The sequence below is a fragment of the Mycobacterium sp. genome, assembly GCF_032161845.1.
GTDB lineage: Bacteria > Actinomycetota > Actinomycetes > Mycobacteriales > Mycobacteriaceae > Mycobacterium.
This window is the reverse complement of record NZ_JAVRQA010000147.1, coordinates 1-21,786: the sequence shown is the minus strand read 5'-3', so window position 1 is coordinate 21,786 and position 21,786 is coordinate 1. Positions and strand designations below refer to the sequence as shown.

The window sequence follows — 21,786 nt, the reverse complement described above, 5'->3', positions numbered from 1 at the left end:
CTCGCGCTGGCGCCGCAGTGGAATCACCTGGCCGCCTGACCTTCGCCGAGATCTGCAGCAGGGTCGCGGTTACGCGCGGATCACTGCCCTCCTGCGGAACTCGGCGGTGGGAGCCAGGCGGCGGCGGCGATCAGTTCGGGGACCAACACCTCGGTGAGCAGCCGAACGTCGTCATCGTCGTCGCCGGGGTAGCGGAGCTGGTACCCCGCTCCTGGGACCTCGCCACCGACGCCGACGACGGTGCTGCCGCGCGCGGTGGTCCACTCCGCCAGCTGCGCCTCCCACGCCGAGCCCGCGAAGACCAGCAGCCGGTAGTCGGTGGTCTTGGTCAGGTACACGTCGACGTGGCTCCAGTCCCCGGTCTCGCATCCGACCGCCGGTAGCCGCGGGCCCTCGCGGAGCATCAGGGCGCCCTGCTGGGCCGAGCAGAATCGGTGGGCGGGGGCGGCGATATGGGTGCCAGCCGGTCCCAGCAGAAGCTCGGAAAGCGCGGGCCGCCAGTCGGATTCGGTGTCGACGAGATAGGTCGAGGCCTCGGCCGCGGCGGCCACCGAGTCGGCCAGCACGGTCGTGTCCGCACCGGTGAGATGACATTCGAGGGCCAGCAGCAGGGCCAGCGTGTGCTGGTAGCTGCGGCAGGCGACGCCGCCGACTTCGGGTTCCGCGTCGAGGTCGACGACCGCGCGGCAGCGTTCGGTGATGGCCGACCCGGGGGTGTTGGTCAGCGCAATCGTGTCCACCGCGTCGGGTAGTCGACCAAGGGCGTCGAGGGTTTCGACCGATCCGCCGCTCGCCGACGTCGCGACGACGAGGGTTCCCGCACCCCACCGCGGGAGCAGCTTCGACGACGCCAACTCCGAGGTAACCGTCAAGCCTCGGGCACGCATCCGCGCCGCGGCCACCCCGCCGGCGTACGCCGAGGAACCCATGCCGATGAGCACCACCCGCTCGACGTCGGCCGGTACCGCCTCCGCCCACGGGTTGCCAGCGGCCAAAGTCGCGGCGAGACGGCCGAGCACCTCGGGTTTGCGATGGACGTCGGTGGCGAACCCGTCGGGCCTCACGATGCGGTCCCTTCGTCGAGGAGAGCGGGCAGGGCAGCGTCGGGAACGTACATCCACCGGGGGAGGTGCCCTGCGGCATAGGCGATCTCACGAAGAACCTGCTGCACGCGGAACGCCCGCACCTGGCGCGGGTCGAACAGCGTCGAGTGGCCGAGTGCAGTGAGTCGGCGCGCGTAGGCATGGATGAACGCGGTGCGGCCCGCACGGTCCACGTCGGCAAGGGCACCGGATGCGAGAGAGGCGTACTTGGCGGCGACGATCCCGGCGTGCACCAGCGACTGGATCATCCCTGCGACGTCGAGAGCCGCCGGGATCGGCAGCATCCGCTGGGGCGCGGTGAGTACGGGATTGCCGTCGAAGTCGGTCACCACGAAACGACCCCCGCTGCGCAGCACCTGGCCCACGTGCAGATCGCCGTGTCCCTCGATGATCGGTGCCCCGGCGAGGGTGCCGAGACCGTTCAGGATGGCCGCGATCTCGTCGTGCCTGGCACGTGCGCACGCCGCGCTGGTCGAATCACCGACGGTGCAGGAGGTTTCGAGAGTGTCGACGGCGTCGTCGCGCCACCCGTCGGCATCACGTTGCGAGGCGACGGTGGCAGTTCCCGACAACGCCGCGTGCAATTCGGCGACGACGGCGCCGACGTCGGCCGCCGCATCCGTGAACGGCGCAACGTCGCCGTCCCTGGCGGCCGCGGTGATCAGGTCGACCGCCCAGGTCCAACCATCGACGGCGCCTGGCAGATAGTCGTCGACGTTGGCCACCATCGTCTCGGCGCCGGCCGGCGACGTCCACGTGATCACGCCCCAGGGCGTCGGCATGCCGCGGAAGCCGGCGTCGCGCAATAGGGCGATCCGACGCGGCGCGGGATGCGGGCCGGCCTGGAGGTGTGTCGCCCACTTCACCACCGCGACGTCGCCGACGATCACCGACTCGTTGGTCTGGTCGACGCCGACGGGCCGCTCGCCCGCGGCACTTCGCGTCGTCCAGGACTGCACCGTGAACGAGCCCCGCGTCACGGAACCGTGGGACAGCGCGTCGAGCAGGCCAGCCGCCACGCCATCGCCCGGTTGCGCACGCCGCCAACGGTCGTCCGAGTCCCGCACCTGGGGGACGGCGGCAAGGCGGCTGCCGTCGTCGACCACCGCCAGGCGCGTGCCTTCGGTGAGATCGAGCGCGTCCAGCGGGTCAGGCAAGCGAATCTCGGTGACGTGCACCGACCTGCTCGATGACGTCGGCGCCCACGCGCAGGCCGTCGCGGTCACGGATGGCGGCGCCCATCTGGTCCAGCCGAGCTCGCAGCTCGGTGTCGGCGAGTAGCCGCTCGACGGCGTCGGTCAACTCCGCGTCGGCGAAGGCATAGGTGTCCAGCCGCACCCCGAAGCCCAGTTCGTCGATGCGCTGGGCATTTTCGTACTGGTCCCAGAACAGTGGCAGCACGATCAGTGGCTTCCCGAAGTGCAGCGCCTCGGTCGTGGTGTTGTTGCCGCCATGGGAGATCACCAGGTCGACCTGCGGGATCACCTTCGTCTGCGGCAGCATCTGCGCACCGACCATGTTGTCCGGCAACGTGATCTGGTCGGCTTGGGGTCCCTTGCTCACGATGAAGCGGTGCCGGGTGGTGCCCAGCACGGCGACCAGTCGACGCATCAGTTCGACGTCGGCGCCACCGAGCGAACCAAGGGACAGGTAGATGAGGGCGCTGCCGTCGGGCCGGGCGGCGACCTCGGCGGGTACCTCGTAGGCCTCGTCGGTCTCGCGGACGCTCGAATCCATCCGGGTCCAGCTGTCGTCGAGCGGTCGGGCCTCCAGGTAGTCGGCCTCGGCGGGGTAGACGTACAGGTTGGCGGCATTGGCGCGGGGCATGAACTCCAACTCGGGCAACGGGTCGGCACCGTGGGCCTGAACCCAGGCGTCGAAGTCCGCCCACGTGGCGCGATGGGTGCGGTCGAACTCGGCGCGGTAGGACTCCCACTGTTCGGGGTCGGCGCTGGGGAGACCCGAGAACGGCGGCGGCACACCGGGACCCGGCACCTCCAGGGGGCTGCACGACACGATGCGCACGAACGGCGCACCCGAGGTCACCAGCGCGGGGAAGAGCACGACGTTGTCCTCGACGGTCACGTCCGGCCGATGCTTGGCGACGATCTCGCGCAGTCGCGGCTCGCTGTACTTGGCCCCGTCGATGAGCGCCTGATAGGTCGGCTGGATGAACGATTCGAGTTGCTGACACGTCGGCTTGCGGAACTCCGGAGCCGTCTCCGCTATGAAGTCGGTCCAGAACCTTCCGGCGTCCTCGTCACCCGCGTCCGCGGCGGGCTCGGCCAGATCGACGAGCTCCTCGATGAAGCCAAGCGGCGCAAGCTTGCCCGCCCAAGAGCTCTCCGCGGCGAAGACGATGGTGTGGCCCCGCTCGCGAAGGATGGCGGCCAAACCGATGCACTGGTTCGTCGGGCCATATGCCGACTCCGGCCAGAACATGATCGTCAAAGGTGTCGGCATGTACCGGACGATACTGGCTCGCGTCGTCGGTGGTCGGCCGGATCACCGAGCGGCGGGGTCAGCCCCCGAGTGCGGCGATCAGATCCTTGATCTTCGCGGTTTCGTCCTCGGTGGTGTGCTCTTCAGCCTCGACCGCTTCGATGAGGTCCTTGCGGAGTCCCACGCCGTTCGCAGCTTCCTTCGTCGTCAGCTTGGCGCGTTCGCGCGCGATGTACAGCCGTTGGCCGAGGGTGGCGCCGGGGCCGTTGGAGGCGCGCTCCATCAATTCGTCGTAGCGACGGCGGGCTCCGCTGAGGGCGACGACGACCGATGGCGTGACCCTGCTGCGGCCCGCGGCTTCGGACAGTGACGTCTGGAGCTTGCGCAAGCCGGCGAGGATCACCCCTGCGTGGTGGGGGAATTCGGGGTCGCTCGGGTCGGGGAGGGCCTCGATGGCGACTTCGTACATGTGCATTGCCGCGTCGGACATTCCGACGATTACTGGGCCTTCACCGTCATTCGCAGCCGAATCCGCCACACCCACTCGATTCTTCGTTTGATCGCCAGGTGATCGCGAGGGCATCGCCCCGTCATACGATCGGGAGAACCGTATCCCGTCCGAGCAGTGGATTCAACCGGTACTTCGGCCGAATATTTGCCCGTGGTTCACGGCGCCGCCCGGCGAGTTTGCCACCGAGCAAGGCTGTCCTCGTGGTCCCGGCGTGATCAGCGGGCGGCTGAGTAGGCCCTCTCGTCGGTACCGAACCGCAGTCCCGTGGCGTCCTTGCCGAACAGGGTCAGCACGGCAACGGCCAACAGCACCGGCACGATGGTGGCGACCAATGCGAACGGATAGGAATGCGTCGCGGCCAGGTGTTCCTGAATCGGTAAGTTGAACGCCGCGAACAGATTTCCGAGCTGGTAGGTGACGCCAGGGTAGAAGCCGCGGATCGCGTCGGGAGACATCTCGGTCAGATGGGCGGGGATGACACCCCACGCTCCCTGCACCGCCACCTGCATGAGGAAGGCGCCGAGGCACAGCATTGCCGCCGTGTGCGACAGCGCGAACAACGGCACGATGGGGAGCCCGAGGACGGCGCAGAAGACGATCATGTGCCTTCGGCCGAACCGCCCCGAGAGGGCGCCGAAGGTCATCCCGCCGATGATGGCGCCCACGTTGTAGATGACGGAGATCAACTTGGCCGTCTCGCTCGACAGGCCCGCACCGCCGTTGTGGGTTGCCTGCAGGAACGTCGGATAGACGTCCTGCGTGCCGTGGCTCATCCAGTTGAAGGCGGTCATGAGCACCACCAGATAGATGAAGCGGCGGATGATCGCCGGGTTGACGAGGACGTCGCGAATCCTGGTGCTGGTCACGCGCATTCGATCCTGCGCGGCCTCCCATACCTCCGATTCCCGTACTCGCGACCGGATGATCAGACTGATCAGCGCGGGCACTATGGACAAGCCGAACAGCCAACGCCACGACAGGTCGAGCCAATCGACGACCACCAGCGACGCCACCGTCGCCAACAGATAACCGAAGGAATAGCCGGCCTGCAGCAGCCCCGAGAAGAACCCACGCCGCTCGACGGGGATCTTCTCCATGGCCAGCGCTGCGCCCAACCCCCACTCGCCGCCCATGCCGATGCCGTACAGGAGTCGCAGCACGATCAGCACCGTGAAGTTGGGCGCAAAGGCGCACAAGAAACCGACGATGGAGTAGAACAGCACGTCGACGATCAGCGGGATGCGGCGCCCGACCCGGTCGGCCCACAGACCGAAGAGCAGTGCGCCGACGGGCCGCATGAAGAGAGTGGCGGTGGTGAGGAACGCGACTTCGGTGGTGGAGATGTGGAATGTCTTCGCGATGTCCGCGTAGACGAGCACGACGATGAAGTAGTCGAAGGCATCCATCGTCCACCCGAGTTGGGCGGCCATGAACGAGTTCCGTTGGTCTGCAGTCAACTTTGCGCGCGCCACGACGTTGGGTTCCCGGTGGCAGGCCTGCGCTACCTGTCAGTCTCCTGTGAATCTTTCGCGGCGCTGGCTACAGGTCGATCGGGTCCGCGGGGCCGCGTCCAGTCCCGCGCGTGGTGTCCCGCAGCGTCGAGGTGAACTGCATCGCGCGGTAGGGCCAGCCACTGTCGGTCTTCCATTGCGAGACGACGAGGCCGACGCCGCCCGCGACGTCGAGGCGAGAACCGGGCAGGACGTACCCGCCGTAGAGCTGCGCCACTTGGCTGGCGGCGTGGTTCTCGGCAGTCCACGCGCACCCGGTGACGGGCATCTGGATCGGCGCCTCGTACAGGTTGGCGGTCGGTCCGTCGACGATTCGGTAGCCGAGCGCGTAGTTCGACGACATGAACCCGCCGAGAATCCACGTGCCCTTCGCGAGCCGACGGAAGGACAGTTCGCCCCACGTCTCGTCGCCGGGCGTGATCGGGGTGGGCTCGTTGTCCCACGCCCAGCGGCCGCCCGCGTAGCCCCATCCCGAGTACTTCGTCATGTCGCCGATGTCGACGGGGCGAACCCGGCGCAGGATGATGCCCTTGTCGCGCTTGAAACTCGTCGACACCACGTACACCCAGCCGTCGTCCGGGTCGTAGTCCCATGACCAGCATTGGGCGAGGCCGTTGTGCAGCGCGGCAGGAAACTTCGCCTTCACGCCCATGTGCTGCCAGGAGCCGCCACTGTCGTCGGACCGCCAGATCTCGGTCCAGATGACTTCGGGGAAACCGCGATTCACGATCGCGTGAAGGTAGAGCGTGTCGTCGACGCGCAGCAGGTCCGACGGCAGCACGGTGCTGATTCCACCCTGGGTCCAGTGCGGACCGGTGGTGTCGTGGACGTAGGACCAGAGTTGGTCGGCGAAGTTGGGATCGGGGCCACCCGCGCGCTCCCAGACGATGGGGGTCGCGGCATCCCCGGTGCCGATGAGGATCACTGGCGAGCGCCACGCACCTTCGCCAACCATGTTGCCCGAGAACGTGTCTCCGAAGACCGACACCAGTTTGCCGTTGGGGGCGAGGATCGACGCCCCGAGATCGGTGGCGGTCACGCCCCAGCCATCGCTGATGCCCGGCCCGGTGAGGTCCGCCATCTTGCCGTCGGGTCGCGCGGCGGGACGCGCGGCGCGCCACCAACGGGCCAAGGTGCTCCGGCTGATTCCGGTATCGGTCGAGACCGCGGCGATCGACTCACCGGACTGCAGCCTGTGCACCGCGGCATCGCGCGTCGCGTCGGAGTAGAGCCAGGACATGCCGATCTCCTCCCGTGCTACGGAGACCTTAGCCAGGTGTCGCCGGGAGGGCGCCACCATCGCGGCGGCGCCGAGCGTGCGCCGAGTGCGGGGAAGGTCAACCCGCGACGGCGGGGCGCAGGAAGTCGCCGGACACGGTGACGGCGGGCGTGGACGTGTCGCCACCGACGACCAGCGTCGCAAAGGCGATGTCGCCGGTGATGCCGGCGAACCACCCGTGGGAGTGGGTGTTGTCGCCGAACTCGGCGGTGCCCGTCTTGCCGCCGAGGCCAGGTATGTCGCGCAATGCCGTCGCCGTGCCGTCGGACACCGTCTGCAGCATCATCGCGCGCAGGGCGTCCGAAATCGCGGGTGGGATCGGTGCGGACGGGGTGTTGGCGGTCGTCGTGTCGCCGATGACGAGGGTGGGCGTGATGGTCGAGCCGTGCCCCAGGCTCGCCTCGGCGACGGCCAACCCAAATGGGCTCACCGTCACGGTGCCCTGGCCGATTCCGTTCTCCACCTTCTGTGCCGGAGTGTCGGCGTTGGGAACGTTTCCGGTGATGGTGGTCAGGCCGGGGACGACGTAGTCCACGCCAATGCCGAACAGCCGCGCCATGTTCGGCAACGCATCGGCGGGCAGCTTGTCTGCCAGCGCGGCCATGGTCGTGTTGCAGGACTTCGCGAACGCCGTCCACAGCGGCACCGTGCCGAGGTCGAACTCGTCCTCGTTCGGGATCGTCCGGTTCTCGACGGTCACCGTGCCGGGGCAGGATTCCGGCGTTTCCGGTGTCGCGAGGCCGGCCTGCAGCGCCGCCGCCGTGGTGATGGTCTTGAATGTCGATCCAGGCGGATAGGACCCGGAGAAGGCGATCGGTCCCTGTGCGTTCGCCGCCGCGTTCTGCGCGGCAGCCAGAATGCCACCGGTCGATGGCGAGATGGCCACCAGCACCGCGGGCCGGGGCTCGGTGGCGACGGCCTGCTGAGCCAGCAGCTGCAGCCTGGTGTCGAGCGTCGTGCGGATCGGCGGCGTGTCGCCGGGCGGAGTGGAGGCCAGCTGCTCGGTCGGCTGTCCCTTGTCATCGACCAGCAGCACCGACCAGCCGGCGGCGGCGTCGATCGCCTTCTGCCACAACGCCTGCAGGCCGTCGATGGCTGGCGAGGACAGGTCGCGGTTCGCCGTCAGCAGTGCCCCTTGCTCGGCCACCGACACACCGGCAATCTGCGTCAGCTGATCGCTCACCGCGGTGAGGTCCTCCTGGCGGAGTTTGATCACCGTCACGGCGTTGTCCTGCGTCCCGTTGAACTGACCGGCGATCGACTCGGCGGTGATCGTGGCGTCGAACGGTTGGAGCAGTGCCGCGAGCGGGGCCGCGGAGTCGACGTGGTCACGGGTGAGGTTGACGACCCCGATCGTCTGCCACGTCAGCAGCGGTTGCCCGTCCCGATCGGTGACGGGGGTGAGGAAGTTCTTGTCGTCGCTGTACTGGAACGTCATGCCCGATTGGAGCTTTGGGTTGAGCACGGTGGGATCCCAGTGGACCCGCCAGTCGTCACCGGACTGGGTGGCGGTCGCCGTCGCCTCGTAGTTGAGTGCCTTGTTCGGTCCGAACGTCCACGAATAGGTCAGCTTCGCAGTCTTGTCGTCATCACCGGGCAAGCTGGCGTCGACCTTCAGCGTCGCGTCCTTGCTCATGCCGTTGAACATCGAGGTGATTGCAGCGGACGCGGCGTTCTGATCGTCGGTGTTCGCGGCTGCAGCGCCACCGTCCTTACGCGCCAGCGCCTCGGCGAAGGCACGAAACGCGTCTTCCGGTTTCGGGCTGGAGAACAGTGAACAACTCGTCGAACCGAGTAATAGGGCAGAAAGGAGAATCGAAAGCAGGCAACGTCTCGTCATGACACTCCGAGACTAACCACTCGATGCGGCAGCTATCTGCGCCGTGGCTGCCACTAAGCCTTTGCAAACACTTCGGCAACAAATAGGTTTCGGAACTCAGCAAACTGCATACCGTGATTTAAACTTGGCCCCATCCACCCGGAAGGTTTGAACGTGTTCATCTCCGCGACCCGAACCATCACCTCGTCGGCCGCCGTGTGCGCGTTGGTGTTGACGGTGGCGCCGGCCGCGCTGGTCGCCGCCGCACCCGACGCATCCGCGAGTGCCCGCACGGTGACCGTGCATACCGAATCCTTCGACCTGAACGTCCGCTCGGCACCCTCGGTCACCAGTCAGAAGATCGGTTCGATACCGACGGAATCCAAGGTCGTGATCGTCTGCTTCACCAAGGGCGAACCCTTCACCGGCGGTCCCTATAAGCTCACCACGAACATTTGGAATCAACTCGAAAGTGGCGGCTTCGTCACCGACGCGATGCTCAATACCGGATCCAATGAGCCCGTCGTCCCACCGTGCGTCTCCGAGACTCCAACGCACCCGGTGGCCTCGACGGCGCCAGCGCCCGCGAGACTTCCCGCAGTGGCAGGCCCGGCGATGGGCAAAGTTCAGAAGGTGAACAACGCCGTCAGTGGCGAATGTACGTGGGGCGCCTATGAAAAATGGTTTCAGGCATCCGGCAACCAGTTCTATCCTGCCTTGACCGGGGAGGCGAAGGATTGGGCGAACTCGGCGCGCGCGGCGGGGTGGACCGTCACCAATGACCCACACCCGCGGTCCATTGTCGTCTTTCAGCCGGGCGTCGCAGGAGCGCCCAGCCGCGGACACGTCGGGTGGGTGGATTCGGCGTCGCAGCGTCCCGACGGCACCTACATCCACGTCACGGACATGAACTTGACCGACAAGAAGCCGATGACCTGGACCGCCAGAACCCTGGAGAACGGTCCTGGGATGTCCTACATTCTGCTGCCGTAGCGCTACGGGCCGGGAATGGCCTGAGCGATCCGTTCCAGTGTCGCGAGATGATCGTCCACGGTCTTCAGGCCTGCGCCCATGGTGTTGACCGACAGATGCGATGCGCCCGCCTCCGCCCACGCCGCGATCTGGGCGGCGACGGTGTCGTCATCGCCCGTCCATGACACGCGTGCTTCCATGCCGATCGCCGCCGGATCCCGGCCGGCGGCACTGGCGCCCCGTTCGATCTCGGCCAACGCCGCGTCGAGTTGCGAGCCCGGCGCCATCATCGGGAACCACCCGTCCGCGAGGCGTCCGGCCCTGCGGTACCCAGGAGCCGACGCCGCACCGATCCAAATGGGGATGGGGCGCTGCACCGGCAGCGGTGCCAGGCCTGCTCCGGTCACCTTGTCGAAGCTGCCGTCGAAGGTGACGGAGGGCTCGGTCCAGAGCCGACGGAGCAACTCGATCTGCTCGGCGGACCTCTTGCCCCTGGTGCCAAAGTCCTCACCAAGCGCCTCGTATTCGACGGCGTTCCAACCGATTCCGATGCCCAGGCGGAGTCGCCCGCCGCTCAGCAGATCGACCTCGGCGGCCTGCTTGGCCACCAACGCGGTCTGGCGCTGCGGCAGGATGATCACCCCGGTGACCAGCTCGAGTGAGCGGGTGACCGCGGCGAGGAACCCGAACATCACCAACGGTTCGTGGAACGTCGTGCGAACGTCGTAGGGGCCGTTCCAGCCCTGATGAACCTCGGGGTCGGCGCCCACGACGTGGTCGTAGGCCAACAGGTGCTTGAACCCGAGTTCCTCGACGCGCTCGCCGTACGCGCGGACCGCGCCTGCGTCTCCGCCGAGCTCCGTCTGGGGAAAGACCACTCCAACGCGCATGTGCACCCTCCGGTTCGTGGTTTACGGGAATCCCATGGAACGACGTCAGAATGCGCCGGTTGATTCCCGTCGCGCACGCTATCGGTTGGAGCAGTCCAGTGACACGGTCACGGTCCTGGCGACCACCACCGGGATCACGCGGTCGCGGCCTGATCCGTCCACGCGGATGATCTCGGTCCGTTCCCGCGGATTCCGGACGTTGGTGACCACGCACTGGTCCAGTGGCCCGCTGCCGATGCGGTCGATCCTGACGTCGAAGCCCTGGGCTTCGAGCTGCCCGATCGTGACGATCGCCGACTCGGCGGCACTGGCCGGAATGGCGGGCAGGGCAAGCATTGCGATGGCTGCCGCGGCGATGGCGGTGGGGATGATCGATGCGGTACGCATGACCGCTCCTCTCGTTGGTGTCACTTCGGAGATGTTCCGACTAGGACTAGATGGTGCGGCTCGGCGGTACCCCGTCGCATGAAGGTTGTGTGGAGATCAGCTGGAGATCGCGGGTGGCGCGCAGGAAAGTCGAGTAGTGAACTACGCGTGAGGCGACCCGGCAGGAGTTCCTAGTCTCGGCATTACCCAATCCCGAGTGCTGAGGAAAAAGCCATGACCACGTCGTTCGCCGAGTCCACCCCGATCGACTTCGGAGCACAGGGCGGAGATCCACGCCGCGGCGTCGACATGGATCTGAGCACCTGCGTCAACCGATACGGCCCGGCGCCCGCCGCGATGGCGGCACTGCGTCGCATCCAACCGGCGGACATCGTCCTGCACCCCTACGACGCCGCCGACCAGATGATCGACGTGTACCGCTGGGCCACCGACGTCCGGTACGGCGCGATGATCGCGGGCCGCGGCGCGACCGAGTTCATCTGGGCGATGGGCCGTGAACTGGAACATCACGGGGTGCGCGTTCCGCTGCCCGCCTACACCGACTACCTGAAGGTCTTTCCCGGGTGCGGATTCAGCGTTGGAGGAGAACAGATTCCGTCGATCGACCAGCTCGACGCCGCCCTCGTCGGTGGTCACGTGGTGATCGTCTCCAATCCCCACAATCCCACCGGCGTGCACCTGGATCCCGACGATCTGATTGCGACGGCCGCCGCTCACTCGGAGTCGGTCCTCGTCGTCGACGAGTCCTACGTGGGTTTCACCCCGAATCCGCCGAGCCGATCGGTGATCGGCTGTGACGTGCCGAACATCGTGGTGCTGCAGTCGACCACGAAGTTCTACGGCATCGCCGCAACGCGGACCGGTATCGCATGGTGTGCGGATGCGGAGGTCCTTTCACGGCTGTTCGGCAGGCAGGAGAACTGGGGACTGTCCGGTGTGGACGTGCGAGTGGCGTGCGCCGCCATCCGGGACGTGGACTGGGCTGAGGAGTCGCGGCGGCAGATGCTCGTCGACAACGCCTGGCTCGGTGAACTTCTCGGCACGGTGTACGGCATCGAGCTGTACGCGAACGCGAACGTGCACTTCCAGTACGCGTTCTGCCCGCGGGCCACCGAGGTGGCCGAGGCCCTCGGCCAGCGAGGAATCGGCGTGCGCGCACTCGGTGCGGCGCACGGCGTCCGGCCCGACGCCCTACGGATCGTCGCGCCGCGGGTCGATGAACGCCAGCGGTTCGCCGCGGCGGTCCGCGAAGTGTTCGATGTCCTCGCGTGACACGCGGGCCGGCCTGGTCGGCGTGGGTCTGGCGGCGGCAGGAGCGGTCGCCTACGGCGTCGCCACCGTGATCGGACGCGCGTTGGCAGGCTCCGACGTCGACTCGGCCACGGCGTTGGGCAGCCGGTTCGCCGTCGCGGCGGTCCTGCTGGCCGTGGTCCTCGGCCTCCGCGGGGTGCCCATTCGGCCGCTGCGCGGCGACTGGCTTCCGATCGTGCTGTTGGGAGCGATCGGGTACATGACGGAGTCGACGCTGTTCTATCTGTCGATGGGGCACGGGACCGCCAGTGCCTGCATCATGCTGTTCTATGCCTATCCGGCCGTCGTCACTCTGATCGAGCTGTCCTGCAGGCGAATACGGTCGACGGGACCGACACTCTTGGCACTCGCGTTGTCCACGGTCGGCGCCGTGACGGTGGTCGCCTTCGGCGGGGAGGTCGCCATTTCGACCACCGGCGTGGTGCTGGCGCTGGCGGCGGCCACGGCATACGGGCTCTACCTGGTGGTCGGCAAGGAGTTCACCAGGAAGACCGACGCGATGTGTGCCGCATGCTGGGTGGCGGCAGGTGCGGCGGGTTCGTCGGCAGCGCGCGGCGCCATCACGTCGAGCCTGCAGTATCCGAGCGGTCACGTCCTCCAGCTCATTGCCTACGGCGCCGTGACGGCGGTGGCGTTCAGCCTGACCTTCGCGGCACTGTCGCGCATCGGGGCCAGTCAGACCGCGGTCGTGATGACGCTGGAAGCCGTGTCGACCGTCCTGCTTGCGGCGCTTCTACTCGATGAATCGATCTCGCTCGGTCAGGCGTGCGGTGGGCTGGCCATCGTCGGGGCGGCCGTGGTGATCGCCTGGTCGCGTGCCGCTGGATCGGTGGCCGACCGCCGGGTCGAACGCCGGGCTGGTCTCGCGCCAGCTAGCGCGGCGTAGCGCTGAGGACTCGTCGCTGCGGCGCCGTCTGCGGGAACCGGCGGTGCAGGCCGTCGATCAGGCGGTGGGCTTCATACAGTTCGCGCCGCAGACCGCCGGCGACCGGGTCCTTGCGGGTATTGCCGCGAGCACGTGCGCGGCGGGTGCGTGATTCGGCGGCCTCGAGCTTGTGTGAGATGTCGGCGACGTGCCCATACAACTCGCTCAGCAAAGCCAGCGCCTGAGCGCTCCCCGCGTCGTCTTCCACCCCCGAATCCTCTCATCGATTCTTAATGTGTGCCCACCCGGGGCGGCTCGGTGGCGGTGCGTCGGGCGTGTTGCGCCGACCAAACTTGGAACGGAGTGCCGGTGCCAGGTCGTGAATCTCGCTGGCCCCAAGCCTGATTGACGGCCCGCGCCGTGGACGCCAGCCACGGTGAGCGGGGGCTGGGCAGTGTGACACCGAGGGCACTCGAGCCGCACTCATGAAACGCATAGCGGGCAAACCGTGGCCGCGTCGTGTTCCAAATGTTACAGAAGTAGAGCAGTGTTCCAGAAGTTACAGCAGTGATTCGATTTCGTGATCCAACTAGGAGACCCATGACGGTCATTTCGGGCTTCATCGACGTATCCGCGAAAGCCACTAGCGCGATGGCCATCTCCGTGGGCATCGTGATCGCAGCCAGTGCCGCCCCCGCAACGGCTCGTGCCGACGCGGCGAGCGACACCTTCCTGTCCACCCTCACCAGTTCCGGTGTCTCAGTCGCGGATCCGAACATGGCAGTGACGATGGCGCAGTCAATCTGCCCCATGCTCGCCCAGCCAGGCGGCAACTTCGCGGGCGTCGCATCCCAGATGGGCGGTACCAACGGCGTGTCCCCGGGAATGGCGAATCTGTTCACCAGCATTGCCATTTCGATGTACTGCCCGTCGATGATGGCGTCGCTGGCCAACGGCAACTGGCTCGGCCAGGGCGCTCAAATGGGTTTGCCCGGCATGCCGGGACTGTCCGGCCTCGGCATCCCGGGGTTCTAAGCGACCCGCACGTCTAGTACCCGCCGGAACTCGCCCCGAGTGCCTCGACGGCGGCGTCGATGGCACCGACGGTGGCAGGCCCGTAGCGCACGACGATCTGCTCCAGCGCGCGAGCGAGGTGTGGGCCCACGGCGCCGGCGGCCAGGGTCTCCTCGGCGATGACGACACCGTTGATGACGTGACAGGCATGCAGCCGACCGTCTCGGGTCACCTCGTAGCGCCAATCGCCAATCAGGATGCGGTCCGGTTCGGACCGGAACACGCTCCTCTTGGCGGGCGTCTGGATGACGCCGGGCAGACCCGCGAACACGTTGACCACCAACGCAACTCCGCCCGGTCCGGACAACGCCCCTGCGACGACACGGCTCACCCTGCCGGCATCGAGACCGCTCATCAGCCGCTCATCGGCAGGACGAACGATGGCAGGATCGGCTCGCCACTGCCCGTGCGTCGCACCGCGGTGCCCGCCGCGTAGAACTCGACGGTGTGCATTCCCCACGCATAGTTGGAGATCTCGAACCCGACACCGACGACGCCGTTCGCGCCGTCGCGTTCGGCTTCGGCCTGCATGCGGGACATCGCCAACTCGCGGGCTTCGTAGTTGCCCTGCGTCCACTGCGGCATCTCGGCGTTGCGACCGGCCTGTTTGAGGGTTTGCATGAAGCCCTGCACGGCGATGTGAAAGACGCAGTTGCCCATGACGAAGGCGACGGGGGTGTAGCCCGACCGGAGCAGAGTGGTCATGTCCTGGCCGGAGAGGTGGCTGCTGAACGCTTGGCCATTGGGCCTGCGGTAGGCGCCGGGCTTGGCGGTGTAGCGCACCGCGGTGCCGACGGCGATGAACTCGAGGTGCTCGCCGGTCTCGCCCTGCGCCCGCCATTCGAGGCGCACGCCGACCACCCCATCGGCCTGCAGCGCGTCGGCCTCAGCCTGCATGCGCGCCATGGCATTCCAGCGCGCCCGATAGGTCGCCTCGGTCAGGACCGGCAGCTCCGACTGCTGTTTGATTCCGGTGAACTGGTAGCCGACGTGATAGACGGAGACACCCATGACGAGGTCGATCGGTTCGAATCCGGCGCCGTGCAGGAGGGCGAATTCGTTGATCGACAGGTCCGAGGTGAACACCTTGTCGGCGTGCGACAGGCGCTCACCGGCCACCGGATCGAGTGGGTTCGGTTGCATCAGCGCACACCTTCCTGCAGGTGCGCACAGGGTAGGGCGCGATCCTGTGAATCAGGTGGGAGTAACCCGGGCCGTCCCCGACTAGCCGAAGTGCGTGCTCGGCCGAGCCAGCGGGACGTCGTCGACCACGATGTCGAGTTTCTCGTTGTAGAAGGCGACCAACCCGGCGATGGCGGCCACCGCAGGCAGCGGATATTCGTAGGTCCAGGCCAGATCCCGATGGACGTCGTCGCCAAGGTGCACCGACCAGTAGCCAGACGTGGTGCCCTTGTACGGGCACAGCGTTTCGGTGTCACTCGCCGTCAGATGCTCGAACGACACGTCTGTCCGGTCGATGTAATACCTTGTCGGCAAACCGGTTTCGAACAAGAGGACCGGACTGTGCGTGTCCGCCAGCACGGTGCCTTCGAGTTCGACCCTGACGTGGCGATGCGAGCGCAGGGCATCCACGCGCGAGTACGGGTTGCGAGGATGGCCGACGATCAGCTCGTCCTCTTCGAACCACTGCACGCTGGGCCACTCGAATCGCACGAATCCCGCGACCGGTCCGTCGCCGTCGGCGTCGAAGATCCGGACCGCGGGCTTCTCGTCGGAGCTTCCCGTGATCGAGTAGACCTTTGACGGACCGAATTGCACTCGCTGAGAGTGGTTTTCGTCGGTCAACAGCTCGGTCTTCACGTCAGCCAGCGGGATGTAGTATTGCGGGTAGTACGGCACCTCCCAGACGTAGCGGGCTGCCGTCGTATCGAAGAGCAGGTGGCCGCCGGCAAAGCCCCTGACGCGCCGCGGAGCGGGTTCGACGCGGCCGCGCACCGCGGCCATCTGCGGGTAATCCGGAACACTTCCCGAGGTCATCTGACCACCATAGGATTGCGGCGGCGATCGGCATGTCCCTTTCGACCTGACCAGGGGAGTATCCACATGGATCTGAAGGACGACACCGCGTTGATCACCGGCGCCAGTGGCGGCATCGGCGAGGAGTTCGCGCTCCAACTGGCCCGGCGCGGAGTCAACCTGGTGCTCGTCGCCAGGCGGGCGGACAAGCTTGCCGAATTGCGGCAGCGACTGCTCGAGATCGACCCTGGCCTACGGGTCGACGTCGTCGCGGCGGACCTGGCGCTTCCCGGCTCGGCCGCGGACCTCGTGTCCAAGGTGGCTGCCCTCGGGTGCAACATCGACATTCTGGTCAACAACGCCGGCGTCGGTCTGCACGGTGACTTCGTCGGACAGAACGTCGAAGCGAACGCCGCCCAGATCCAGTTGAACTGCGTCACGTTGGTCGAGCTGACCGCGCTGTGTCTACCGGCGATGACGAAGGCGGGCCGCGGTGTGGTCCTCAACGTCGCCTCCACCGCGGCGTTTCAGCCGACCCCGGGAATGGCCGTGTACGGCGCGACCAAGGCGTTCGTGTTGTCGTTCACCGAGGCCCTTTGGCAGGAGAGCAGGGGCAGCGGCATTCGCATCCTCGCGCTGTGCCCAGGAGCCACCGAGACCGAATTCTTCAGCAGGACCGGCGAAGAGTTCCTCACCAGCGGCAGGCAGACCTCCAAGCAGGTCGTCGATACGGCGATGGCCGCTCTGAACAGGTCGACCCCGACGGTGATCTCGGGTCTGAAGAACGCGCTGCTGGCCACCGGTTACCGATACACGCCGCGGCGCGTGATGCTCCGAGTGTCTCAGCAGCTGATGAAGTCCAATTAGGGCGTCGCGGCACCAGTTTCACCGAGACGCCCTACGGGGCGGTTGTCGTCGCGTTAGCGTGAACCCTCCGCAGTAAGCCGAGACGGGAGGCAACGATGCCAGCCAAGTGGTCATCGAACGGCGATGACGGGCGTGCGAGGCCACTGCCGAGCCGGTTGGCGGTGCTCGTCGCGGCGGTGCTCGTCTGTCTAGTCGCTACGGGACTGTTCGGCGCGGCCACCGCCTCGGCCGACGGCGAGCATTACGTCGTGGCCACCGACACCACCTTTGCGCCGTTCGAATTCCAGGATGCCCAAGGCAATTTCGTCGGCATCGACATGGATCTCATCAGGGACATCGGCAAGGACCAGGGCTTCACGGTCGACATCAAGCCGCTCGGCTTCGACGCGGCTCTGCAAGCGGTGCAGGCGAACCAGGTCGACGGCGTCATTGCGGGCATGTCGATCACCGACAAGCGCAAGGCGGTCTTCGACTTCTCCGACCCCTACTTCGAGTCCGGCGTCCAGATGGCGGTGCTGAAGGACAACGCCGACATCAAGGGCTACGAGGACCTGAAGGGCAAGCGGGTAGCGGTCAAGAACGGCACCGAGGGAGCCACGTTCGCCGATTCGATCAAGGACAAGTACGGTTTCGCGACCGTCTCCTTCGCCGACTCCTCGTCGATGTACGACGAGGTGAAGACCGGGAACTCCGTCGCGGTCTTCGACGACTACCCCGTGCTGGCCTACGGCATCACCCAGGGCAATGGCCTCAAGACCGTCACTCCGAAGGAGAAGGGGTCCAGCTACGGGTTCGCGGTGAACAAGGGCCGCAACGCCGAACTCCTGACCAAGTTCAACGCCGGCCTGAAGAACCTCAAGGCGTCTGGCCGCTACCAGGAGATGATCGACGGCTATCTCGGTGAAGGTGCCAGCGGCGACGACAATTCGTTCTTCGGTCTGGTGAAGAGCACCTTCCCGATCCTGATGGAAGGCCTCAAGATGACCGTCATCCTGACGGTCATCTCCATCGCGATCGCGTTGGTGCTCGGCGTGTTCTTCGGGCTGCTGCGGGTGTCTCGCTCGATCTGGCTGCGCGCCATCGGCACCACCTTCGTCGACGTCTTCCGCGGCACGCCACTTCTGGTGCAGGCCTTCTTCATCTACTTCGGCATTCCGGCCGCGCTCGGCTTCCAGATGTCGGCCTTCACGGCAGGCATCATCACGCTGTCGTTGAATGCCGGCGCCTACATGACCGAGATCGTCCGCGGCGGCATCCAATCGGTCGACAAGGGCCAGATGGAGGCGTCACGGAGTCTCGGGGTCGGGTATCTACCGACGATGCGGAGAGTGATTCTGCCGCAGGCGATCCGGACGATGATCCCGTCGTACATCAACCAATTCGTCATCACGCTCAAGGACACGTCGATCCTGTCGGTCATCGGTATCGCCGAACTGACTCAGACGGGGCGGATCATCATCGCCCGCAACTTTCAGTCGTTCTACATGTGGCTGATCATCGGCATCATCTACTTCATCGTCATCATGACGTTGACAAAACTGTCCGACCGTCTCGAGAGGAGGATGGTGAAATGAGCCAGCTGGTCCCCGAAGCCGCCGCCGCCGTACCCGCGGGCACCGTCAAGATCCGGATCGACGGTCTGAAGAAGTCCTTCGGCGATCTGGTGGTGCTCGACGGTATCGACACCACCATCAGTCAGGGCGAAGTGGTCTGTGTCATCGGGCCGTCCGGTTCGGGCAAGTCGACCTTCCTGCGGTGCCTCAACAAGTTGGAGGACATCACCGGAGGGAAGGTGGTCGTCGAGGAGTACGACCTGACCGATCCGAAGGTGGACCTCGACAAGGTCCGCCAGCACATCGGCATGGTCTTTCAGCACTTCAACCTCTTCCCGCACATGACGGTCATCCAGAACGTGACGATGGCACCGTTGCTCACCAAGAAGATGGACAAGGCCGCCGCCGAGAAGCGGGCCCTCGAACTTCTCGACCAGGTCGGGCTCAAGGAGAAGGCGCAGGAAAAGCCCGCGACCCTGTCCGGTGGGCAGAAGCAACGCGTCGCGATCGCGCGTGCGCTGGCAATGAATCCGTCGATCATGCTGTTCGACGAGGCCACCAGCGCGCTCGACCCCGAGATGGTCGGCGACGTGCTGGAGGTACTGCGCGAACTCGCGGCAGGCGGCATGACGATGGTCGTCGTCACCCACGAGATGGGCTTTGCGCGGGAGGTGGCCTCGCGGGTGCTCTTCATGGACGGTGGAAACATCGTCGAGGACGACACCCCCGAGGAAGTATTCGGCAACCCGAAACACCCTCGGCTGCAAGAGTTCCTGTCGAAGGTGCTCTAGCCGGGCGCCGTGGACACCTGGTAGTGGGCGATCCCTCGACGCCCAATGCCGTACGGCCGCAGGCCTTGGAAGATCGCGTCATCGGTGAACAGTGCGGCGACCACCTCTGGTCGATGTTCCTCGATGGCCGCCTTCCAGCGGTCCAGCACGTCGGCCACGATCACCTCTGCGGTCGCCATGTCAGTCGCCATTTCAATGGCCTGCGCTCTGGCCGCCGTCGACGTGCAGGATCTCACCGGTGACGAAGGGTGCCTTCTCCAGGTACAGGATGGCGTCGACCACGTCGTCGACCTCACCGAGTTGGCCCATCGGGTGCAGGCTTGCCAACGCCTCGTACGTCGACGGGTCGTGCATCGGGGTCTTGATGATGCCGAGTGCCACCGCGTTGCTGCGGATTCCGCGGCTGGCGTACTCGACCGCCAGTGCCTTGGTGACCGCGTTGAGGCCACCCTTGCTGAGCGACGCCAACGCGGCGGGCACGGCGGAGTTCGCGTGGTCGACCAGGCTGGTGGAGACGGTGACGATGTGCCCACCGCCGTCCCTTGACGTCATCGCGCGTACTGCGGCGCGGGAAATCTCGAAGAAGCCGCGCACATTTACCCCCATCACGGCTTCGTAGTCCTCATCGGTGTAGTCGGTGAAGGGTTTGGAGACGAAGATGCCCGCATTGTTGACGAGGGTGTCGACCCGCCCGAACCGGGTGAGGGCAGCGTCGATGATGGCCGCGCCGACGCCTGGCCTTCCGATGTCGCCAGCCACGGTCAGCACCATGGGGTCATCACTTTCGGCGATGTTCCGAGAATTGGCGACCACCGCGTAGCCGAGCTTGCGGTAGGCCGTTACCAGCCCCGCGCCGATGCCCTGCGATGCGCCGGTGATGACTGCCACCTTCTGCTGTGCGTTCATCTGATTTCTCGCTCTCTCGTTGAAGTCGTCTGCTACAACGCGCGCCACACCCCGTCCAATTCACCAGCCCGCGACGGATTTGCTCGCTGCTGATAGGCGGATCCTCCCACTGCACTACGCTTCGGGTCGTGGAGCTGAGACAGCTGCGCTACTTCGTCGCCGTGGCCGAGGAACTGAACTTCGGCCGCGCTGCCGAGCGTCTCCACATCGCGGGCCCATCGCTGTCGCAGCAGATCAAGGCGCTGGAACGGGACCTGAAAGTGCGCCTCTTCGAACGGGATCGACGGTCTGTGACGTTGACGCCGTCGGGCGCGGCGCTGCTGCCCGGCGCTCGCGCGTTGATCGTCCAGGCCGACGAGTTGCGCAGGCAGGCCGGCGGGCTCGTCCGGTCGGAGCCGGTCCGCATCGGATACGTGAAGTGGTGTCCTCCAGACCTTTCCGAGCGGACCGCGGGGGTCGCCCAAGTGCGGATCGACACCTGGGTGCTGCCGTCGCACGCGCAGGCGGCTCGGGTCGCCGAGGGCAACCTCGACCTGGCGATCTGCTGGGTCCAGACCAGTGACATGGCCGAGCAGGGACTGGACGCACGGTTGCTCGGTGCCGATCGCCTTTACGCGGTGGCCATCGGAAGCGACTCGTCGCCAGTCGAGGCCAAGGACACCGTCGTGCTGCTCGACACCGACACCGCGACGTGGTCGTCGTCGAACCGCTACGGCGAACAGTTCGCTCGCGACACCGGTGCCACAGCGATCGGCATCGACGACGGCGGCATCACCGGACCCGCGTTCTTCGAGCACGTACGCAGGCTCCGCAGGCCCGTGCTCAATTCACCGAAGGGGCAGGGCGAGCCGCTACCCCAGGGATTGGTGGCGCGGCCGATCGTCCGCCCGACGCCGTACTGGACGTGGTCGCTGGTCTCGCGCCGCAACGAGGACGACGGCACCGTGCGCGCGGTGATCGACGTGCTCACCACCGGAGTCTCGGTCGAAGGGCTGGACGGCGAGGCGTCCTGGCTGCCCGCATCCGATCCGCATGTGGCTCAGTCGGTTCCAGAGACCGGATAGCCGATCCGCAGAATTCCGGCAACCACGGCCGCAACCGCGACCACGCCGGCGCCGACGATCAGAACGGTGTGAAAGCCGCGCTGCATCAGTGGTGCGACGATGAGTGGGCCGGCAATCTGGCCCGCCGAGTAGCCCGCGGTCAGTAGCGCAACGGCGCGCGGCACGTTGAGGTGTGCCCCTGCTGCCAACGCGATCGTGCTGACCCCGATGAACGTGACGCCGAACAGTATCGCGCCGCCGAGGGCGGCAACGGGCCCCGGCGCCACCGCAGGCAGCGCGATGCCGGCCGCCTGCAGCAGGAGCGCCGCGGCCAGTAGATCGGGATGTGCGAATCTGCCACTTAGCCACGCCCACAACGCCGCCGATGGTGCGGCCGCCAGTCCGACGAGGATCCAGGCGCCCTTGCCGAGCCAGCCCGGCGAACTCTGCTCGATGGCGGCAACGAGGAACGTTCCCGCGATGAT

Annotated in this window: 24 protein-coding genes; 8 read left to right on the top strand and 16 right to left on the bottom strand. The window is 66.5% G+C overall.

Translation table 11 applies throughout. The annotated features are described in order from the left end of the window. Positions 1-80: 80 nt before the first annotated feature. The 7 genes from QOD90_RS08755 to QOD90_RS08725 form a co-directional block, all read right to left on the bottom strand. Positions 81-1,064, bottom strand: a complete 984-nt coding sequence (locus QOD90_RS08755; RefSeq protein ID WP_526348688.1) for an SIS domain-containing protein — start codon at positions 1,062-1,064, stop codon at positions 81-83. Continuing rightward, positions 1,061-2,260 carry a glucosamine kinase gene (locus tag QOD90_RS08750; protein ID WP_526348686.1) on the bottom strand — a complete coding sequence of 400 codons (1,200 nt, stop codon included), beginning with the start codon at positions 2,258-2,260 and terminating at the stop codon, positions 1,061-1,063. The genes QOD90_RS08755 and QOD90_RS08750 overlap by 4 nt, the downstream gene beginning before the upstream one ends. Beyond that, on the bottom strand, positions 2,253-3,566 hold the full coding sequence (locus tag QOD90_RS08745; protein ID WP_526348684.1) for a glycosyltransferase: 1,314 nt from the start codon (positions 3,564-3,566) through the stop codon (positions 2,253-2,255). Before QOD90_RS08745 ends, QOD90_RS08750 begins: the two co-directional genes overlap by 8 nt. Positions 3,567-3,624: 58 nt before the next feature. Continuing rightward, on the bottom strand, positions 3,625-4,014 hold the full coding sequence (locus tag QOD90_RS08740) for a RodZ family helix-turn-helix domain-containing protein (protein ID WP_526348710.1): 390 nt from the start codon (positions 4,012-4,014) through the stop codon (positions 3,625-3,627). 257 nt (positions 4,015-4,271) lie between these two features. Continuing rightward, positions 4,272-5,528 (bottom strand): MFS transporter, encoded by a 1,257-nt coding sequence (locus QOD90_RS08735; RefSeq protein WP_526348682.1) that lies wholly within the window; start codon positions 5,526-5,528, stop codon positions 4,272-4,274. A gap of 67 nt (positions 5,529-5,595) precedes the next feature. Continuing rightward, positions 5,596-6,648, bottom strand: coding sequence for a DUF4185 domain-containing protein (locus QOD90_RS08730; RefSeq protein ID WP_526348708.1), 1,053 nt, complete (start codon positions 6,646-6,648; stop codon positions 5,596-5,598). A 256-nt stretch (positions 6,649-6,904) separates the two neighbouring features. Further along, complete coding sequence (locus tag QOD90_RS08725) at positions 6,905-8,686, bottom strand: penicillin-binding transpeptidase domain-containing protein (RefSeq protein WP_526348680.1); 1,782 nt, start codon at positions 8,684-8,686, stop codon at positions 6,905-6,907. Between the two features lie 153 nt (positions 8,687-8,839). On the opposite strand from QOD90_RS08725, the gene QOD90_RS08720 reads away from it, so the two are divergent. Next, positions 8,840-9,658 (top strand): CHAP domain-containing protein, encoded by an 819-nt coding sequence (locus tag QOD90_RS08720; RefSeq protein WP_526348678.1) that lies wholly within the window; start codon positions 8,840-8,842, stop codon positions 9,656-9,658. A 2-nt stretch (positions 9,659-9,660) separates the two neighbouring features. Here QOD90_RS08720 and QOD90_RS08715 read toward each other — a convergent pair whose 3' ends face one another. Next, a complete protein-coding gene (locus QOD90_RS08715; RefSeq protein ID WP_526348676.1) occupies positions 9,661-10,527 on the bottom strand; it encodes an LLM class F420-dependent oxidoreductase in 867 nt (288 codons plus the stop codon). A 78-nt stretch (positions 10,528-10,605) separates the two neighbouring features. Then, positions 10,606-10,914 carry a hypothetical protein gene (locus QOD90_RS08710; protein WP_526348674.1) on the bottom strand — a complete coding sequence of 103 codons (309 nt, stop codon included), beginning with the start codon at positions 10,912-10,914 and terminating at the stop codon, positions 10,606-10,608. Positions 10,915-11,127: 213 nt separating this feature from the next. Between QOD90_RS08710 and QOD90_RS08705 the strand changes: the two genes are divergently transcribed. Beyond that, entirely contained in the window at positions 11,128-12,186 is a 1,059-nt protein-coding gene (locus tag QOD90_RS08705) for an aminotransferase class I/II-fold pyridoxal phosphate-dependent enzyme (protein WP_526348672.1), read from the top strand. Then, positions 12,173-13,111, top strand: coding sequence for an EamA family transporter (locus tag QOD90_RS08700; RefSeq protein WP_526348670.1), 939 nt, complete (start codon positions 12,173-12,175; stop codon positions 13,109-13,111). The genes QOD90_RS08705 and QOD90_RS08700 overlap by 14 nt, the downstream gene beginning before the upstream one ends. Here QOD90_RS08700 and QOD90_RS08695 read toward each other — a convergent pair. Continuing rightward, positions 13,098-13,358 carry a hypothetical protein gene (locus QOD90_RS08695; protein ID WP_526348668.1) on the bottom strand — a complete coding sequence of 87 codons (261 nt, stop codon included), beginning with the start codon at positions 13,356-13,358 and terminating at the stop codon, positions 13,098-13,100. The genes QOD90_RS08700 and QOD90_RS08695 overlap by 14 nt on opposite strands. A gap of 332 nt (positions 13,359-13,690) precedes the next feature. Between QOD90_RS08695 and QOD90_RS08690 the strand changes: the two genes are divergently transcribed. After that, entirely contained in the window at positions 13,691-14,125 is a 435-nt protein-coding gene (locus tag QOD90_RS08690; RefSeq protein WP_526348666.1) for a DUF732 domain-containing protein, read from the top strand. Between the two features lie 13 nt (positions 14,126-14,138). Here the strand turns inward: QOD90_RS08690 and QOD90_RS08685 are convergent, their stop codons facing one another. From QOD90_RS08685 to QOD90_RS08675, 3 genes are all read right to left on the bottom strand, one after another. After that, positions 14,139-14,519 (bottom strand): DUF5073 family protein, encoded by a 381-nt coding sequence (locus tag QOD90_RS08685; protein WP_526348665.1) that lies wholly within the window; start codon positions 14,517-14,519, stop codon positions 14,139-14,141. After that, the gene (locus tag QOD90_RS08680) at positions 14,519-15,307 is read right to left on the bottom strand and encodes a heavy metal-binding domain-containing protein (RefSeq protein ID WP_526348663.1); all 789 of its coding nucleotides are present in this window, start codon (positions 15,305-15,307) and stop codon (positions 14,519-14,521) included. The genes QOD90_RS08685 and QOD90_RS08680 overlap by 1 nt, the downstream gene beginning before the upstream one ends. Before the next feature lie 81 nt (positions 15,308-15,388). After that, positions 15,389-16,162: a DUF427 domain-containing protein gene (locus tag QOD90_RS08675; RefSeq protein ID WP_526348661.1), complete on the bottom strand. Its 774-nt coding sequence runs from the start codon at positions 16,160-16,162 to the stop codon at positions 15,389-15,391. Positions 16,163-16,228: 66 nt separating this feature from the next. Between QOD90_RS08675 and QOD90_RS08670 the strand changes: the two genes are divergently transcribed. From QOD90_RS08670 to QOD90_RS08660, 3 genes are all read left to right on the top strand, one after another. Next, positions 16,229-17,008: an SDR family NAD(P)-dependent oxidoreductase gene (locus tag QOD90_RS08670; protein WP_526348659.1), complete on the top strand. Its 780-nt coding sequence runs from the start codon at positions 16,229-16,231 to the stop codon at positions 17,006-17,008. A 95-nt stretch (positions 17,009-17,103) separates the two neighbouring features. Beyond that, complete coding sequence (locus QOD90_RS08665; RefSeq protein ID WP_526348657.1) at positions 17,104-18,582, top strand: amino acid ABC transporter substrate-binding protein/permease; 1,479 nt, start codon at positions 17,104-17,106, stop codon at positions 18,580-18,582. Continuing rightward, entirely contained in the window at positions 18,579-19,352 is a 774-nt protein-coding gene (locus tag QOD90_RS08660) for an amino acid ABC transporter ATP-binding protein (protein ID WP_526348655.1), read from the top strand. The genes QOD90_RS08665 and QOD90_RS08660 overlap by 4 nt, the downstream gene beginning before the upstream one ends. Here the strand turns inward: QOD90_RS08660 and QOD90_RS08655 are convergent. Both QOD90_RS08655 and QOD90_RS08650 read right to left on the bottom strand, forming a co-directional pair. Further along, the gene (locus tag QOD90_RS08655; RefSeq protein ID WP_526348653.1) at positions 19,349-19,531 is read right to left on the bottom strand and encodes a hypothetical protein; all 183 of its coding nucleotides are present in this window, start codon (positions 19,529-19,531) and stop codon (positions 19,349-19,351) included. The genes QOD90_RS08660 and QOD90_RS08655 overlap by 4 nt on opposite strands. A gap of 13 nt (positions 19,532-19,544) precedes the next feature. Next, positions 19,545-20,258, bottom strand: a complete 714-nt coding sequence (locus QOD90_RS08650) for an SDR family NAD(P)-dependent oxidoreductase (protein WP_526348651.1) — start codon at positions 20,256-20,258, stop codon at positions 19,545-19,547. A 128-nt stretch (positions 20,259-20,386) separates the two neighbouring features. Here QOD90_RS08650 and QOD90_RS08645 point away from each other — a divergent pair, with 128 nt between their 5' ends. Further along, the gene (locus QOD90_RS08645) at positions 20,387-21,322 is read left to right on the top strand and encodes a LysR family transcriptional regulator (RefSeq protein WP_526348649.1); all 936 of its coding nucleotides are present in this window, start codon (positions 20,387-20,389) and stop codon (positions 21,320-21,322) included. On the opposite strand, the gene QOD90_RS08640 is transcribed toward QOD90_RS08645, so the two are convergent. Continuing rightward, positions 21,298-21,786: YbfB/YjiJ family MFS transporter (locus QOD90_RS08640; protein WP_526348647.1), on the bottom strand; the 489-nt coding region annotated here is incomplete at its 5' end. The two genes, QOD90_RS08645 and QOD90_RS08640, sit on opposite strands and share 25 nt — an antisense overlap.

Coding starts and splice junctions, on each gene's coding strand:
- QOD90_RS08745 (WP_526348684.1), bottom strand. CDS start 3,566: ATGCCGACACCTTTGACGATCATGTTCTGGCCGGAGTCGGCATATGGC.
- QOD90_RS08740 (WP_526348710.1), bottom strand. CDS start 4,014: ATGTACGAAGTCGCCATCGAGGCCCTCCCCGACCCGAGCGACCCCGAA.
- QOD90_RS08730 (WP_526348708.1), bottom strand. CDS start 6,648: ATGGCGGACCTCACCGGGCCGGGCATCAGCGATGGCTGGGGCGTGACC.
- QOD90_RS08725 (WP_526348680.1), bottom strand. CDS start 8,686: ATGACGAGACGTTGCCTGCTTTCGATTCTCCTTTCTGCCCTATTACTC.
- QOD90_RS08715 (WP_526348676.1), bottom strand. CDS start 10,527: ATGCGCGTTGGAGTGGTCTTTCCCCAGACGGAGCTCGGCGGAGACGCA.
- QOD90_RS08710 (WP_526348674.1), bottom strand. CDS start 10,914: ATGCGTACCGCATCGATCATCCCCACCGCCATCGCCGCGGCAGCCATC.
- QOD90_RS08705 (WP_526348672.1), top strand. CDS start 11,128: ATGACCACGTCGTTCGCCGAGTCCACCCCGATCGACTTCGGAGCACAG.
- QOD90_RS08700 (WP_526348670.1), top strand. CDS start 12,173: ATGTCCTCGCGTGACACGCGGGCCGGCCTGGTCGGCGTGGGTCTGGCG.
- QOD90_RS08690 (WP_526348666.1), top strand. CDS start 13,691: ATGACGGTCATTTCGGGCTTCATCGACGTATCCGCGAAAGCCACTAGC.
- QOD90_RS08685 (WP_526348665.1), bottom strand. CDS start 14,519: ATGAGCGGTCTCGATGCCGGCAGGGTGAGCCGTGTCGTCGCAGGGGCG.
- QOD90_RS08680 (WP_526348663.1), bottom strand. CDS start 15,307: ATGCAACCGAACCCACTCGATCCGGTGGCCGGTGAGCGCCTGTCGCAC.
- QOD90_RS08675 (WP_526348661.1), bottom strand. CDS start 16,162: ATGACCTCGGGAAGTGTTCCGGATTACCCGCAGATGGCCGCGGTGCGC.
- QOD90_RS08670 (WP_526348659.1), top strand. CDS start 16,229: ATGGATCTGAAGGACGACACCGCGTTGATCACCGGCGCCAGTGGCGGC.
- QOD90_RS08665 (WP_526348657.1), top strand. CDS start 17,104: ATGCCAGCCAAGTGGTCATCGAACGGCGATGACGGGCGTGCGAGGCCA.
- QOD90_RS08660 (WP_526348655.1), top strand. CDS start 18,579: ATGAGCCAGCTGGTCCCCGAAGCCGCCGCCGCCGTACCCGCGGGCACC.
- QOD90_RS08655 (WP_526348653.1), bottom strand. CDS start 19,531: ATGGCGACCGCAGAGGTGATCGTGGCCGACGTGCTGGACCGCTGGAAG.
- QOD90_RS08650 (WP_526348651.1), bottom strand. CDS start 20,258: ATGAACGCACAGCAGAAGGTGGCAGTCATCACCGGCGCATCGCAGGGC.